We start from the raw sequence: 14319 nt of genomic DNA, 5'->3' as shown, positions 1-14319 counted from the left end.
ATATGGCACGTGAGCATTCTGAAGATCGTCCCCGATTTTCAATGTCATGTGCCGGGACCCGAAAGGAAGCCGTTCTGGCGATCGGCGCTAACACATTGGGAATGAAACCGCTGGCGCGCTTCCTCGCGCTGGCCGGCTTTGCCGTGGCGTTGGCAAGCTGCCAGATGTTCACGCCGCCGGAGGTTCAGGAATCCGGCTTCCAGCCTTCCGACAAGCCGATCACGGTGGACAATGTCGGCGCCAACAACAAGCTCGCCGAATTGGCCAGGGCGCAGCATCCGCGCATCCTGGCGACCTATGGCGGCGAATATTCCGATCCCAAGCTCGAGCGCATGGTCGCCAAGGTGGTCGGTAGTTTGACGGTGGTGTCCGCCAACCCGACACAGACCTATCGCATCACCATTTTGAATTCGCCCAATGTCAATGCCTTCGCGCTGCCGGGCGGCTATCTCTACATCACGCGCGGCCTCCTGGCGCTGGCCAATGATTCGGCCGAGCTTGCAGCTGTCATCGCGCATGAGATGGGCCACGTCACCGCCAATCACGGCTTGCAGCGCCAGCAACTCGAGGCAGAGGAAGGCCTGGCGACCAAGGTGGTTTCCGATGTGCTCGGCGACAGCCCGACCGCCAAGGCGGCGTTGATCCGCGGCAAGCTGAGGCTCGCGCAATTCTCGCGCAACCAGGAGCTGGAAGCCGACGCCATCGGCATCAAGTCGATCGGCGAGGCCGGCTACGATCCTTTCGCCGCCGGCCGCTTCCTGCAATCAATGTCGGCCTACACGGATTTCCGCTCGATCAGCGGCGCCACCGACGCCAGCCTCGACTTCCTGGCCACGCACCCCAATACGCCGCAGCGCATCGATCTGGCGCAGCGCCATGCCCGCCAGTTCGGCGCGCCGGGCGTCGGCACGCGCGACCGCGATTCCTTCCTCGCCGGCATAGACGGCCTGCTCTATGGCGACACGCCGGAAGAAGGCTATGTGCGCGGCGAAACCTTCCTGCATCCGGGCCTTGGCGTTTCGTTCACGGTACCGGACGGCTTCATCATCGACAATTCGGCGGCAGCGGTGACGGCCACCGGCCCCGGCGACATAGCGATCCGTTTCGATGGCGTGTCGATCGACAAGAACCGGGCGCTGACGGACTATATCCGCAGCGGCTGGGTGGCTGGTCTCGTCGACAGCAGCGTCAGGCAGGAAACCATCAACGGCAACGAGGCAGCGACCGCGCATGCCGGCGCCGAAGGCTGGCAGTTCGACATTGCGGTGATCCGCGCCGGCGGCCAGGTCTATCGGCTGCTGACCGCGGCCCCTTCGGCCAGCACGTCGCTGGACACAATCGCCCGCTCGGTCAGCGGCTCGTTCCGGATCTTGAGTGCCGCCGAAAAGGCGGCGCTGAAGCCGCTGCGCATCCGCGTCGTCACTGTCCAGCCTGGGCAGACGATGGGTTCGCTTTCGGCGCAGATGGTCGGCGTCGACCGTAAGCTCGACCTGTTCCGCGTCCTCAACGCGCTGTCGCCTGGTGCCGCGGTTTCGGCCGGCGACAAGGTCAAGATCGTCACGGACAAGTAAGAGCCCCTGGACGCCTGCCGCCGTTCACGCGGCAGTCGCCATGAACTCCGGATTCTGCTTCACCAACGCGACCTTCAGCTTTTCCATGGCGCGAGCCTCGATCTGGCGGACGCGTTCCTTGGAGATGCCGAGGGTTTCGCCGAGCGCTTCCAGCGTCGCGCCCTCGTCGTTAAGCCGGCGTTCCTCGATGATCCTCAACTCCCGTGCGTTGAGCGCGCGAAGCGCCTCCCTCAGCCAGAGCGAGCGGCGCGCGACATCGATCTTGTCGCCGACGATCTCGTCGGGCAGCGGATCGTCCGAGACCAGGAAATCCATGCGCTCGGTCGAACCCGCATCGTCGGCAACCGGCATGTTGAGTGAGGAGTCGGGAGCCGACAGCCGCGAATCCATCATCGCCACGTCGGCTTCGGAGACGCCGAGTGCTTCCGATACTTCGCGATAGAGCGTTGCGTTTGACAGTGGCTCGGCGCCATTCGCCAGCCGCGCGCGCAGGCGTCGCAGGTTGAAGAACAGCGCCTTCTGCGCCGAGCTGGTGCCGCCACGCACGATCGACCAGTTGCGCAGGATGTAGTCCTGCATCGAGGCCCGGATCCACCATGTCGCATAGGTCGAGAACCGCACCTCGCGCTCCGGCTCGAAGCGGGCGGCGGCCTCGAGCAGCCCGACATGACCCTCCTGGACCAGGTCGCCGAGCGGCAGGCCGTAATGGCGGAATTTGGAGGCCATGGAAATGACCAGCCGCATATGCGCGACGGTGATGCTGTGCAGCGCGTTCTGGTCGTTGTCCTCTTTCCAGAGCAATGCAAGCCGATGCTCTTCGTCACGTTCGAGGTAGGGAGCCTTCATTGCCGCGCGGACCATGATCCGTCCTGCCGTGTCTTCCATCATGAGGCGCTCCCTGGGTGGTGCGGATGACTTTGCAAACTTGGCTGGCGCCCGGGTTGAAATGGCGGCGCCGTGCCCTAGAACAGCCAGAACTGCCATGCGCGGGAAAGGTTCCGCGACCGTGGCTGCGGGATTGTGTTGCCCGACGGGCTCCGGGGATGATCCGCGACAGTTCTGGTGTCGGCTGGAAAGCGCCAGTTTGAGTATGCGATTTCAGAAACTGGTTGTTTTTGGAATTCTGTTCCTTATTTTTTCGGCTTGCATCTGTCAGTTTCCAGCGCTCACAATATGCCGGTCGGCCGGCCAAGGACGGGATCACAGAAAAATGAAATGGCTCAAGTCGCTCATCATCGCCGGAACGCTGCAGGCCTTGGCTGTCACCGCAGGCCATGCCGGCGCCAATCTCGACCAGATCAAGCAGGCCGGGGTCATCAAGGTCGGCACGGAAGGCACTTATGCGCCATTCACCTATCATGACACTTCGGGCGCACTGGTCGGCTTCGACGTCGAAATCGCCAAGGCGATCGCCGACAAGCTCGGCGTCAAGGTCGAATTCCTCGAAGGCAAGTGGGACGGGCTGATCGCCGGCCTCGACGCCAATCGCTATGACGCCGTCATCAACGAGGTCGGCATCACCGATGCCCGCAAGGCCAAGTACGACTTCTCCGATCCTTACATCGCCTCCAAGGCGGTGCTGATCGTGCGCGGCGACAACACAGACATCAAGACCTTTGCCGATCTCAAGGGCAAGAAGTCGGCGCAGTCGCTGACCTCGAATTTCGGCAAGCTGGCCGAAACGAACGGCGCCGAGCTGGTCGGCACCGATGGCTTCGACCAATCGATCCAGCTGCTTCTGACAGGCCGTGCCGACGCCACGATCAATGACAGCCTGTCGTTCCTCGACTTCAAGAAGCACAAGCCCGACGCCAATGTGAAGATCGCCGCGCAAGAGGAAAACGCCGACTATTCCGGCGTCATCGTGCGCAAGGGCGATCCGGAGCTGGTCGCGGCGATCAACAAGGCGCTGGCCGACATCAAGGCCGACGGCACCTATAAGAAAATCTCCGACACCTATTTCGGCCAGGACGTTTCGAAGTAATCTATGAGGCGGGGCGCTCCGCGGCCCACAGGACATATCGAGCGGCGAGTCGTCTTTGACGGTCCGCCGCTTTTGTCGTGATATGTCGCGCCTCGACGAAGCCTCGACTTATTTGGAGGGTCTTACGTGCCGCACTGGCTGCAACTGATGCTGGAGTCGCTGCCTTCGCTGTTGTGGGCGGCGCTGATCTTCACCGTGCCGCTGACGCTGTTGTCCTTCGTCCTTGGGCTGACCGTTGGGTTGGGTGCGGCGCTTGCCCGGCTGTTTGGTCCGAAACCGCTGGTCGCGCTGGTGCGCTTCTATGTCTGGATCTTCCGCGGCACGCCGCTGCTGGTGCAGCTGTTCCTTATCTTCTACGGCCTGCCGTCGGTCGGTATCCTGCTCGACGCCTTCACGGCGGCGTTGATCGGCTTCACGCTCAACATCGGCGCCTACACGTCGGAAATTATCCGCGCGGCCATAGGGTCGGTGCCGAAGGGCCAGTGGGAAGCGGCCTATTCGATCGGCATGACCTGGAGCCAGGCGATGCGGCGCACCATCCTGCCGCAAGCCGGCCGGGTCGCGGTGCCGCCGCTTTCCAACACCTTCATCTCATTGGTCAAGGATACGTCGCTGGCCGCCGCCATCACCGTGCCGGAGATGTTCCAGGCGGCGCAGCGCATCGTCGCCACCACCTATGAGCCGCTGATCCTCTATGTCGAGGCGGCGATCCTCTATCTGGCGCTGAGTTCGGTGCTGTCGGCCTTGCAGACGCGGCTGGAGACCCGGCTCAACCGCTATGGCGGCTTCCTGGAGGCACGCTCATGATCGGCCTCAGCAACATCGAAAAGCGCTTTGGCGACAATCTCGTGTTGAAGGGCGTGACGGTCACCATTGCCGAAGGCAGCGTCACTGCGCTGGTCGGCCCGTCGGGCGGGGGAAAGAGCACCCTGCTGCGCTGCATCAACCTCCTGGAGATCCCGACCTCGGGCACGGTGCGCATCGGCGACGAGACGCTCGAATTCCATCCTGGTGGCAGGGTTCCGGCCAGGGATATCCAGCGCCTGCGGCTGCAGACCGGCATGGTGTTCCAGAACTTCCAGCTGTTTCCGCATCGCACCGCGATCGAGAACGTCATGGAAGGGCTGGTGACGGTGCTGAAATGGGCGCCTGAGAGGGCACGCGAGCGGGCGCTGGCTCTGCTGGAGAAGGTGGGGATGGCGCACAAGGCCGACGCCTGGCCGGCGACGCTGTCGGGCGGCCAGCAGCAGCGCGTGGCGATCGCCCGCGCCTTGGCGCCGTCGCCGAAAGTGCTGCTCTGCGACGAGCCGACCTCGGCACTCGACCCGGAACTGGCGCAAGAGGTGGTCGACGTGCTTGGCAAGCTCGCCAGTGAAGGCACGACCATGGTGATGGCGACGCATGATCTGCGCCTCGCCTCCAAGATCGCCAAGGAAGTGGTGTTCCTCGATGCCGGCGTCGTCGTCGAGAAGGGACCGGCCGCGGTGCTGTTCAACAATCCGGAGCAGCAACGGACGAAGCGGTTCATTGCGACGCTGAAGCAGGAGGCTGAGAAGGAAGGCGGCGGCGGGTAGGCGCGGCCTAGGGTCTGTAGAATTCGGGCGATGGCCCCGAAGGCGCGCCGGTTCCGGTATATCTTGCCGGATGCGCGAGCAGGCCGTCAGCCATCCTTCGGCATATCGGGCCTTGCCGCCAGCAGCCGCTGAAATTTCACCGTCAGATCTCCCCCGAAATCGCGGCTCTTCATTTGCAGGTTCAGATATGATGGCTGACGAGCGCCACGCCAAGTCCGATGAGGATCGAACCGCATGTCTTGGGGATCACCCATCCGGCGCCAGTGAACCGGCCAACGGCGAGCGAGGCGATGCCGACCGCCGCAAGGTCGGCCATCGAGAAGATGAGATTGACGATGATGCCGAGGATGAGGAACTGCAACCCGACGGCCATGCCGGCTGACGGATCCACGAACTGCGGCAGGAAGGTCAGGAAGAACAGTGCCGTCTTGGGATTGAGGATCTCGACGACCATGCTGTCGCGAAATGTGTTCGGGGCCGGCCTGGCACCATCCTCACCCATCCGGTTCCAGCCCAGGAACATGGCAAGGCCCAGCGAAATGAGATATGCGGCGCCCGCCCATCGGATCACCAAGAAAGCGACCGGCGCGTGTTCCATCAGTGCGGCGAGCCCGACCGCCGCGGCCAGGATGTGCACGTAACAACCAAGATGGACACCCAGCGCCGCCATCAATCCCGCCTGACGGCCATGGGCCAGCGTCTGCGCTGTCATGTAGAGAATCGCCGGTCCTGGCATGCAGGCGAAGGCGAGCGTTGCGAGGGCGAACGGAATCCAGAGATCCAGCGATGGCATGACAGCTCCTCCCATGATCAAGCCGTGGGAGGAGTAGGCCGGGGGGCAGGCCGAAAACATACGGCGGATGCCGTATTTGGATGATGATCGGGTTTGGCTAATCTGCCGATGGTTAAGGGGACGTTGCCGGGTTGCCCATTGTCGCGGCTGCGATATCAGCCGGTGGGCAATCCCAGACGAACCGCGTAGGCGGTCAGTTCGGCGGTGTTGTGGAGACTGAGCTTGCCCATCAGATTTTCGCGATGTTTGCGAGCGGTCGGCAGGCTGATGCCCAGTCGTTCGGCGATGTCGCGCGTGATCATGCCTTGCGCCACCAGTTGAAGGATCTGCCGTTCGCGCCGCGTCAGCGGTACCGGGGACAGGATTTCCTGCGCGGCTATCGGCTCGCTTTCCCTGCCTATATCGCTGACCGCGAAGCGAACGGTTTTCGCCAGATAGGTGCCTCCGTTCTTGACCGCTTCGATGGCAGCGCCGAGTTCCTCTGGATCGCCATCCTTGGTCAGGTAGGCGTTGGCGCCGGCGCTGAGCGCGGCGCGTACTGTCCTCGGCTCGACATTGGCCGTCAGCACCACGATCCGCAGGCGTGGCGCCAAGGTCCTGATGGTGGCGATAAACTGCATCCCGGTCACACCTGGCATGCCGAGGTCGAGGATCAAAAGGTCGGCGCGCGTGCTTCGCAGCTGGCCAAGCAGCGCCTCGCCATCCGCAGCCTCGGCGACGACCGAGATATTGTCCATAGCCGAGATAAGCAGCTTCAGCCCCTCGCGCACGATGGCATGGTCGTCGGCGAGTATGGCGGTGAGCGAGCGGTTCATCGGGGCACCATCCAGGGCTGCAGCGGCGTATATGGATCGATCGCCAACTTATGCGAAACAGGTTGCCGGTAGATCAACGGTACCGGGGAAGACCGGCCGGAGAATTACTTGGGACAATTGGAGGGATTCGATGCAGGAAGACAAGATACGCCAGGCCCTGGTCGAACTCCTGTATCGCAATTCCTACGGCGTGGTCATCTCCAACATCGTGATCTCGATGGCGGCGGTCTATGTTCTGAGAACGGCCGTTTCCGCCAATTGGCTGATCGGCTGGCTGGCGGCGCTGTATCTGCTGACGGCTATCCGGGTGCTGGCGTCGCGCCGTTTTTTCAGCCGCTCAAGGGATCGCGGCTCGATCTTGCGCTGGGCATGGCTGGCCACGGCGTTTTCCTGTATGTCGGGCCTTCTGTGGGGGGTGCTTGGCTGGGTCGGCTTTATGCCCGAGGCGCCGATCGTGCTGTCCTTCACGGTCATCGTCCTGACTGGTCTCGTCTGCGGTACGGTGCCGTCGCTGTCGGCCTTTCCGCCGGCGCTGGTCGGTTCCATCCTGGCCACGGTGGTGCCGGTCGCCTTGCGCTGCTTGACCACCCAAAGCGATATTTCCGGCGCCTTCCTGTTCCTGCTCGCATCGCTGGTGGCGATCAATTTCTACTACTGCCGTATCACCTACCGCATGCTGCGCGAAACCGTCAGCCTGCGACTGGAGAACGAAACGCTGGTCGAGCACCTGCAAGAGGAACGCGACAGGCGCAGACCGCCGACCGTGCCAAGACGCGTTTTCTGGCGGCGGCGAGTCACGATCTGCGCCAACCGATCCATGCCCTGAGCCTGCTGGTCTCGACGCTTGCCATATTGGGGCAGCGCGGCGACGTACCCTCCGGCGAGGCGCGCGATCTGGCCAGCCGGGCGAAATCGGTTGTCAGCAACTTCAGTGGGCTGCTCAACGCTTTGCTCGATATCTCGCGGCTCGATGCGGGCATCGTCACGGTCGCGAGCGAGGCGGTGCCGCTGCGCGACCTCTTTGGTGATCTTCGCAATGAATTCGCCGCCGAGGCAAAACAACGCGGACTTACGTGGCGCGTGGTAGACAGCAGTCTCTACGTCGACAGCGACCCGATGATGTTGAAGCGCATCCTCAACAACCTGATCTCGAATGCCCTTCGCTACACCAAGCAAGGTGGTGTCCTGCTGGGCTGTCGCCGGCGCGGCGCATGTGTGGAGATACAGGTCCTCGACAGCGGCCCCGGCATCCCCGCCGATCAGCAGGGGATGGTCTTCGAGGAGTTCGTGCAGTTGCAGAACCCGGCGCGGGACCGCACGCAAGGCCTGGGACTCGGGCTCGCCATCGTTCGCCGCACCGCCGAGCTGTTGGGGCACCCCCTGAAATTGGCTTCGACGTCCGGGCGCGGTTCCCTGTTTTCCATCACCGTCGCGAAGGCCGGCGCGGTGCAAGCTCGCTTGGAGGTCGACACGACATCGCCGGCCAGCAGTGCCGCCGGCATCATGGTGGTCGAGGACGAGGGCGACGTTCTCGATGCCATGGTGCGCTTGCTCAGCCTGGAGGGACATCGTGTCTATCCCGGCCGCTCCGCCGCAGAGGCGCAGGAGGCCCATACGGCGGCGCTGGCTGCCGGCGATGCGCCGGTCGACCTGATCATCGCAGACTACCGTCTCGAGAATGACACCACCGGCACCGACGCGATCCGTGCGCTTCACGCCCATATCGGCCGGCTTGTCCCGACCATCATCATTACTGGCGATACGTCGCCGGCGCGCCTCAAGGAGATCAGCGCCAGCGGCAGCCGCATCCTGCACAAGCCGATCGCCGACGAGGAATTGCGCGAGACCATTGCCGCGGTCTGCTTTGGCGGCAAGGCGATAAGTGGCGACACACGTTAAAACGAAACGCGCGCTCGACGGCTCGGCGCGCCGGCAAGCCGCGATGCAGCACGCTGGTGCGCAGGGCCTACCAACATCGAAGCTGCCGCCCGAAAGCAAAAGAGGCCCCGGTCAAACCGGAGCCTCCAATCGTTTCTGGCAGGATTTCTCGAAAGGTGAGAAAGATCAGGCAGCTTCTTCCTGCTCGGCCTCTTCATTGTCGGCCTTGGCGCCACGCTTAGGGCCCTTGTTGAGGTTGACCTCGATCAAGCGCACGGCTTCGGTTTCCGACATGCGGTTGACGGCCGCGATCTCGCGGGCCATGCGGTCGAGCGCCGCCTCGTAGAGCTGACGCTCGGAATAGGACTGCTCCGGCTGGTTGTCGGCGCGGTAGAGGTCACGCACGACTTCCGAGATCGAGATCAGGTCGCCCGAATTGATCTTCGCATCATATTCCTGGGCGCGGCGCGACCACATGGTGCGCTTGACGCGGGCGCGGCCCTGCACGACCTTCAGCGCGCGTTCGACATAATCCTCTTCCGACAGCTTGCGCATGCCGATGGAGGTCGCCTTGGCGACCGGCACCTTCAGGCGCATCTTGTCCTTCGAGAAGTCGATGACGAACAGTTCCAGCTTGTGTCCAGCAACTTCCTGCTCGTCGATCGAGACGATCTGGCCGACGCCATGCGCCGGGTAGACGATGTACTCGCCGGTCTTGAAACCGTGACGCGCAGCGGTGGACTTCTTCTGCGGGGTGATCGTTGCCATTGCGCACTGAACTCCTTGTTGTGGTACCGGCGTCCTGCCGGCCCGAACTCGCGCGATCGGAGAAACCGACCGTTAGCCGCACAACAGATGAACCCATCGGAAAAGCCGGACCGGCAAACCGCAACATCGCGACCGCCTGGCCCAGATCGCTCTGGTCCGAATGGGATTTTCACCTTTCAGTGATTTGGGGCGTCTGCGCCATAAATCGACGTTGTGTCACCGGCATGTTTCGCTGATGTAACACAAAAAGTCGGAAGAATCAAGGTTTTGCTGCATACGCGAAGGCCACAACCCGGCGCCGGCTGTCAAGCCGGTTAATGTGACGTGCCTCTTACCCTGCGTAATACCGGCCTCTGCGGCCGTATTGTCAATCGCCTTCGCCGGGCTCGGCGGAGAAGTATTTCTCGAACTTGCCGGCCTCGCCGTCGAAGGATTTCGCGTCTGCCGGCGGTTCCTTCTTGGCGGTGATGTTGGGCCATTTCTCGGCATATTCGGTATTGACCTGCAGCCATTTGTCGAGGCCGGGCTCGGTGTCGGGCTTGATCGCGTCGGCCGGGCATTCCGGCTCGCAAACACCGCAGTCGATGCACTCGTCGGGATGGATGACGAGCATGTTCTCGCCTTCGTAGAAACAATCGACCGGACAGACCTCGATGCAGTCCATGTATTTGCATTTGATGCAATTGTCGGTCACGACATAGGTCATCGGTCGGCTCCGGGACGTCCCATTTTGTTGGGCTTTTTCCGTCAGGTAACGCCTTTGGCCGCTGCTTGCAAGGGCAGCCATTCCTGTCGGCATCAGCGTTTCGAAATGGAATTCCAGGCAGCCGGCGCCCCAGAGGCCGGCGACCTCATGCAGGGCTTCCTGTTTGCCGGGTTCAGTTTTGCTTCAAACACGTCGTTATCCTGGCAAGCGCCGCCTGTTTTTGGACGCCAGGCATCAATCTTCGCCGAGCAATCGGTCGGTCTGGCGACGTTCCTTCTTGGTCGGGCGGCCGCTGCCGGCCTCGCGCAGCCCCGGAATTGCATCGGGAGGGGCTTCGCCCTTCGGTGCGGGCGGTGGCGACATATCCTCGTAGAGCGTACGGGCTTCCTCGGCCGGGCCGCGTCGCGCACCCGCGCCGAGGACCTTCCAGATGAAGATGCGCCGCTCGAGCGTGATGGTCAGGACGTCGCCTGGCTTGACCTGATCGGAAGCCTGCGCTGCTTTGTCGCGATTGATGCGGACCCGGCCGGCGACGACCAACTTCGCCGCCAGCGAGCGCGATTTCACGACGCGGGAGAAGAACAGCCATTTGTCGATGCGCTGGCGGCCTTCGGCAACCATCGAAGCGAGCCGGGTTCTACTTCTTCAATTGGTCGCGCAGAGCGGCGAGCTTGGCGAAGGGCGAATCCGGATCGAAACGCACCGGGCGCTCCTCGCGCGGCTTTGGCTGGAAGGCGGGCTTGCCGCCTTGCGGACCACCCTTGCCATCCGGCCTGCCACCCTTCCAGTCGGGACGGCCTTCGCGGCGGTCGGGACGCTCGCCCTGCGGGCGCTCGCCCTGCGGCCTGTCACGTCGCTGTTCGCCTTCGGCCTGCGGCTTGGGTTTGAACTTCGAGCGGTCGAAGCGCGGCTTGCCGGCTCCATCGCGCCGTCCTTCATGGGCCGGACGCTCTCCGGGTGCAGCGGCGGCCGGTGCGCCGGCGTCCGCAGGCGCATCGCTTCGGCCGCGCGCTTGTCCGTTGCGTTGGCGATTGTTCCTGCGGTTGTCGTCGCGGTTGCGCGGGCGCTGTTCGAAACGACCCTGACGCCACAACAGGATGGGTTTTGGCGCTTCGGCTTCCGGAGCGGGTTCCCCGGTGGCTGCTTCAGTCACCGTCACGGTTTCGTCCGGCGCGGCGTCCGTTGCCGGCGCGGCATTTGACACCAGCTCGGCCGGTGCAACTTCTTCTGCCGCTGCGGCTTCAGTCTCGGCAGCTTCAGCCTCTGCCTGCGGTTCAACCGGCGCCGGTTCAGCAGCAGCCTCGGCAACAGGCGCTTCGTCTTGCACGGTTTCGACCGGAGCGTCCGCCTGTTCTTCCACGGCAGGCGCAGCAGGTTCCGCCGCGGCGTCGGAGGTCATTTCGGTCGCCGTTTCCGAAACGGCCACTGCGTCCGATGCCGGCTCCGACCCTTCGACTGCTGCCTCTGCTGCGGCGTCCGCCGCCTTGGTCTGCTCGGCTCGTGCAGCCTCTTCCGCCGCAAGCTTCGCCATCGCTGCTTCGCGCGCGGCATTGTCCTGTGCTTCGAGCCGCGCCTTGACCTCGACGGCCGGCTTCGGCTCGGCACGGTAGCCGAGACCTTTGAGGATCTCTTCCATGTCGTCCGCGGTGGCGCCGAGGATCGACATCATCGGCGGCGTCACCATGAAGGACTGGCCGTCATAGGCGCCGTCCGGGCGCTGGCCGAGACCGGGCTTCCAGTTGGTCGCCGGGCGGATCAGATCCGCCAGCCGTTCCAGGATGTCGATGCGCACGGCGCGACGGCCGAGATTGCGGTAGCCGGCAAGCTTGTAGAAGGTCTTGTCGAAGGCCGGGTCGATGACCACCGAGGTGCGACCCGAGGCGAGCGCATGGACCACGTCGCCAAAACCTGGCTTGTCCTTGCCGTCGTTCTTCAGCGCCCACAGCAGCGTCACCAGCCCGGCAGGCGCCGGCTTGATCAGCGCCGGCACGAAGACATGGTAGGCGCCGAAGCGCACGCCAAGCCGGCGAAGGGCTGCGCGGCCTTCCTGGTCGAGCGACTTCATCTCCTCAGCGATGTCGCGGCGGTTGATGAGGCCGAAATTCTCGACCAGCTGGAAGGCGATGCCACGGCCGATGCCGGAAATCTGGTCGGCGTTTTTCAAGTCGACCAGCGGCTTCAGCAGCGACTCGATCTGGAAATTGACGAAACGCTCGGCACGCGCGGCGACCTTGTCGCGCGCCGGGCCGGTCAGCTGTTCGTCGGCCAGCAGCACCAGCCGCGGCTTCAGCGCGTCTTCGCCTGATACAAGCGTGCCGATCGGCGCACCGATCCAGCGCAGCGTGCCATCCGACCCGAGCGCGATATCGCCATTGGCCGAGGCGCCGAAGCGTTCGGCGCGCGCCTCGAACTCGGCGGCCAGCGCCTTCTGGGCAGCGGTGCGCACCGCCTTGGCGTCTTCGCCGCCGGCGGTCTGGTCGGCGGTGAAGCGGAACCCTTGCAGCTCGCCGACATGGTGGCCTTCGACAAGGACGGTTCCGGTAGAACTAATTTCGGCTTCAGGCATGGTATTTTCTCTAAGGCGCCGCATGAGGACGGAAGTCCTGCGGTCTACGAAGCGTTTCGTCAACCGCTCATGCAGCGCATCCGACAATCTGTCTTCGATTTCGCGCGTCTTTTCCTGCCAGTGTGCCTGATCGGCCAGCCAGCCGGGCCGGTTCGACACGAATGTCCAGGTGCGGATCTGGGCAATGCGATGCGAGAGCGTATCAATGTCGCCCTCTGTTGTGTCGGCGCGGCGCACCTGCTCGGCCATGTAATTCTCGTCGACATGGCCGTGGCGTGCGAGGTCCGTGTAGATCGAGGCAATGAGGTCGGCATGCTGGGCCGGCGCGATCCTGCGGTAGTCGGGCAGCGCGCAGGCTTCCCACAGCAGCGCCACGCGCTTGGCATTGGTGGTGAGTGCGCGGATGTCCTCGTCGCGCGACAGATGCTCGAGCGCCTGTGCATCGACGGCAGGCAATGCCCGTGTCAGTCCCTCGACCGGGGCGTTGGTTTCGATCGAGCGCTTCAGCGCGTCGAGGCTGGCAAAGTCGAAATGTGCGGTGCGCCATTGCAGCACCTTCACCGGGTCGAAGTCGTGGCCTTCGATCTTCTTGATCAGATCCTCGTCCAGCGGGTCGACCTGGCCGGTGACACCGAACGTGCCGTCGCGCAGATGCCGGCCGGCGCGGCCGGCGATCTGGCCAAGCTCGGCCGCCGTCAGATTGCGGTACTGGAAGCCGTCGAACTTGCGATTCTGGGCGAAGGCGACGTGGTCGAGATCGAGGTTGAGACCCATGCCGATGGCATCGGTGGCGATGAGGTAGTCGACATCGCCGGACTGGAACAGCGCCACCTGGGCGTTGCGGGTGCGCGGCGAGAGCGCGCCGAGCACGACGGCGGCACCGCCCTGCTGGCGGCGGATCAACTCGGCGATGGCGTAGACCTCGTCGGCGGAAAAGGCGACGATCGCCGTGCGCCGCGGCAGGCGGGTCAGCTTCTTGGAGCCGGCATAGGCAAGATGCGACAGCCTCGGCCGCGTCACCACCGAGACACCCCTCAGCAGGCGCTGCAGGATACTTTGCATGGTGGCGGCGCCCAGCAGCAGCGTTTCCTGGCGGCCGCGCAGGTGCAGGATGCGATCGGTGAAGATGTGGCCGCGCTCGAGGTCGCCGGCGAGCTGCACCTCGTCGATGGCGACGAAGGCGGCGTCGGTCTCGCGCGGCATGGCCTCGACGGTGCAGACCGAATATTTGGCGCCCGGTGGCTGGATCTTTTCCTCGCCGGTAATCAGCGCAACCTTGTGGGCGCCGACCTTTTCGCAGACGCGGGCGTAGACCTCGCGCGCCAGAAGCCTGAGCGGCAGGCCGATGATTCCACTCTCATGCGCCACCATGCGCTCGATGGCGAGATGGGTCTTGCCGGTGTTGGTCGGCCCGAGCACGGCGGTCACGTCGCGGCCCGACAGGATCAGCGGCTCAGTGTGTTTGGGCTGGATGTTCATCAACCTAGAATAAGGCTTCCGGGACCTGGAGATAAGGCTTCTGGCCTCTGGTTGTCGGGAGCGTGCCTCAAATGGGCGCGTATGACAGGCGACACATAGGGATTTCGGGCGCGAAGCGAAAGCGGAATGTTCCGTCGGCAGCCAGAAGGTGGTTCTGTCAAGCTCTCAATCAGATGCGGATTAAC

The 14319-nt window shown here is 63.8% G+C and carries 13 protein-coding genes; 6 read left to right on the top strand and 7 right to left on the bottom strand.

Annotation, left to right across the window (positions count from 1 at the left end):
• Positions 1–101: 101 nt before the first annotated feature.
• Positions 102–1571, top strand: a complete 1470-nt coding sequence (locus tag EN990_RS13465) for a M48 family metalloprotease (protein ID WP_024502938.1) — start codon at positions 102–104, stop codon at positions 1569–1571.
• A 24-nt stretch (positions 1572–1595) separates the two neighbouring features.
• Here the strand turns inward: EN990_RS13465 and EN990_RS13460 are convergent, their stop codons facing one another.
• Positions 1596–2459: an RNA polymerase factor sigma-32 gene (locus tag EN990_RS13460; RefSeq protein ID WP_027162506.1), complete on the bottom strand. Its 864-nt coding sequence runs from the start codon at positions 2457–2459 to the stop codon at positions 1596–1598.
• Positions 2460–2781: 322 nt separating this feature from the next.
• On the opposite strand from EN990_RS13460, the gene EN990_RS13455 reads away from it, so the two are divergent.
• The 3 genes from EN990_RS13455 to EN990_RS13445 all read left to right on the top strand — a co-directional run bounded on the left by EN990_RS13455 (position 2782) and on the right by EN990_RS13445 (position 5129).
• A complete protein-coding gene (locus EN990_RS13455; RefSeq protein ID WP_013529173.1) occupies positions 2782–3555 on the top strand; it encodes an amino acid ABC transporter substrate-binding protein in 774 nt (257 codons plus the stop codon).
• Between the two features lie 126 nt (positions 3556–3681).
• Positions 3682–4362 carry an amino acid ABC transporter permease gene (locus tag EN990_RS13450; protein WP_013529174.1) on the top strand — a complete coding sequence of 227 codons (681 nt, stop codon included), beginning with the start codon at positions 3682–3684 and terminating at the stop codon, positions 4360–4362.
• A complete protein-coding gene (locus EN990_RS13445; protein ID WP_013529175.1) occupies positions 4359–5129 on the top strand; it encodes an amino acid ABC transporter ATP-binding protein in 771 nt (256 codons plus the stop codon). The genes EN990_RS13450 and EN990_RS13445 overlap by 4 nt, the downstream gene beginning before the upstream one ends.
• Positions 5130–5310: 181 nt before the next feature.
• Here EN990_RS13445 and EN990_RS13440 read toward each other — a convergent pair whose 3' ends face one another.
• Both EN990_RS13440 and EN990_RS13435 read right to left on the bottom strand, forming a co-directional pair.
• A complete protein-coding gene (locus EN990_RS13440; RefSeq protein ID WP_024502939.1) occupies positions 5311–5922 on the bottom strand; it encodes a LysE family translocator in 612 nt (203 codons plus the stop codon).
• Positions 5923–6077: 155 nt separating this feature from the next.
• Positions 6078–6737, bottom strand: coding sequence for a response regulator transcription factor (locus tag EN990_RS13435; protein ID WP_013529177.1), 660 nt, complete (start codon positions 6735–6737; stop codon positions 6078–6080).
• Between the two features lie 130 nt (positions 6738–6867).
• Here EN990_RS13435 and EN990_RS36130 point away from each other — a divergent pair, with 130 nt between their 5' ends.
• Both EN990_RS36130 and EN990_RS36125 read left to right on the top strand, forming a co-directional pair.
• A complete protein-coding gene (locus EN990_RS36130) occupies positions 6868–7563 on the top strand; it encodes a hypothetical protein (protein WP_245460992.1) in 696 nt (231 codons plus the stop codon).
• A complete protein-coding gene (locus EN990_RS36125; RefSeq protein WP_245469181.1) occupies positions 7518–8636 on the top strand; it encodes an ATP-binding protein in 1119 nt (372 codons plus the stop codon). Before EN990_RS36130 ends, EN990_RS36125 begins: the two co-directional genes overlap by 46 nt.
• A 165-nt stretch (positions 8637–8801) precedes the next feature.
• Here EN990_RS36125 and EN990_RS13425 read toward each other — a convergent pair whose 3' ends face one another.
• The 4 genes from EN990_RS13425 to EN990_RS13410 all read right to left on the bottom strand — a co-directional run bounded on the left by EN990_RS13425 (position 8802) and on the right by EN990_RS13410 (position 14134).
• The gene (locus tag EN990_RS13425; RefSeq protein WP_013529179.1) at positions 8802–9383 is read right to left on the bottom strand and encodes a CarD family transcriptional regulator; all 582 of its coding nucleotides are present in this window, start codon (positions 9381–9383) and stop codon (positions 8802–8804) included.
• 367 nt (positions 9384–9750) lie between these two features.
• Positions 9751–10089: a ferredoxin FdxA gene (fdxA, locus tag EN990_RS13420; RefSeq protein ID WP_013529180.1), complete on the bottom strand. Its 339-nt coding sequence runs from the start codon at positions 10087–10089 to the stop codon at positions 9751–9753.
• A gap of 234 nt (positions 10090–10323) precedes the next feature.
• Positions 10324–10710 (bottom strand): RNA-binding S4 domain-containing protein, encoded by a 387-nt coding sequence (locus EN990_RS13415; protein ID WP_013529181.1) that lies wholly within the window; start codon positions 10708–10710, stop codon positions 10324–10326.
• Between the two features lie 16 nt (positions 10711–10726).
• The gene (locus EN990_RS13410; RefSeq protein WP_127388313.1) at positions 10727–14134 is read right to left on the bottom strand and encodes a helicase-related protein; all 3408 of its coding nucleotides are present in this window, start codon (positions 14132–14134) and stop codon (positions 10727–10729) included.
• Positions 14135–14319: the final 185 nt, after the last annotated feature.

The organism is Mesorhizobium sp. M7A.F.Ca.US.005.03.1.1, from assembly GCF_003997975.1.
Taxonomy (GTDB): Bacteria; Pseudomonadota; Alphaproteobacteria; order Rhizobiales; family Rhizobiaceae; genus Mesorhizobium; species Mesorhizobium ciceri.
This window is presented reverse-complemented; position numbering and strand designations above follow the sequence as displayed.

What these genes read in the sequence shown, in the direction of transcription:
- EN990_RS13465 (WP_024502938.1), top strand. Translation starts at nt 102, where the DNA reads ATGAAACCGCTGGCGCGCTTCCTCGCGCTGGCCGGCTTTGCCGTGGCG.
- EN990_RS13460 (WP_027162506.1), bottom strand. Translation starts at nt 2,459, where the DNA reads ATGATGGAAGACACGGCAGGACGGATCATGGTCCGCGCGGCAATGAAG.
- EN990_RS13455 (WP_013529173.1), top strand. Translation starts at nt 2,782, where the DNA reads ATGAAATGGCTCAAGTCGCTCATCATCGCCGGAACGCTGCAGGCCTTG.
- EN990_RS13445 (WP_013529175.1), top strand. Translation starts at nt 4,359, where the DNA reads ATGATCGGCCTCAGCAACATCGAAAAGCGCTTTGGCGACAATCTCGTG.
- EN990_RS13440 (WP_024502939.1), bottom strand. Translation starts at nt 5,922, where the DNA reads ATGCCATCGCTGGATCTCTGGATTCCGTTCGCCCTCGCAACGCTCGCC.
- EN990_RS13435 (WP_013529177.1), bottom strand. Translation starts at nt 6,737, where the DNA reads ATGAACCGCTCGCTCACCGCCATACTCGCCGACGACCATGCCATCGTG.
- EN990_RS36130 (WP_245460992.1), top strand. Translation starts at nt 6,868, where the DNA reads ATGCAGGAAGACAAGATACGCCAGGCCCTGGTCGAACTCCTGTATCGC.
- EN990_RS13425 (WP_013529179.1), bottom strand. Translation starts at nt 9,383, where the DNA reads ATGGCAACGATCACCCCGCAGAAGAAGTCCACCGCTGCGCGTCACGGT.
- fdxA (WP_013529180.1), bottom strand. Translation starts at nt 10,089, where the DNA reads ATGACCTATGTCGTGACCGACAATTGCATCAAATGCAAATACATGGAC.
- EN990_RS13415 (WP_013529181.1), bottom strand. Translation starts at nt 10,710, where the DNA reads ATGGTTGCCGAAGGCCGCCAGCGCATCGACAAATGGCTGTTCTTCTCC.
- EN990_RS13410 (WP_127388313.1), bottom strand. Translation starts at nt 14,134, where the DNA reads ATGAACATCCAGCCCAAACACACTGAGCCGCTGATCCTGTCGGGCCGC.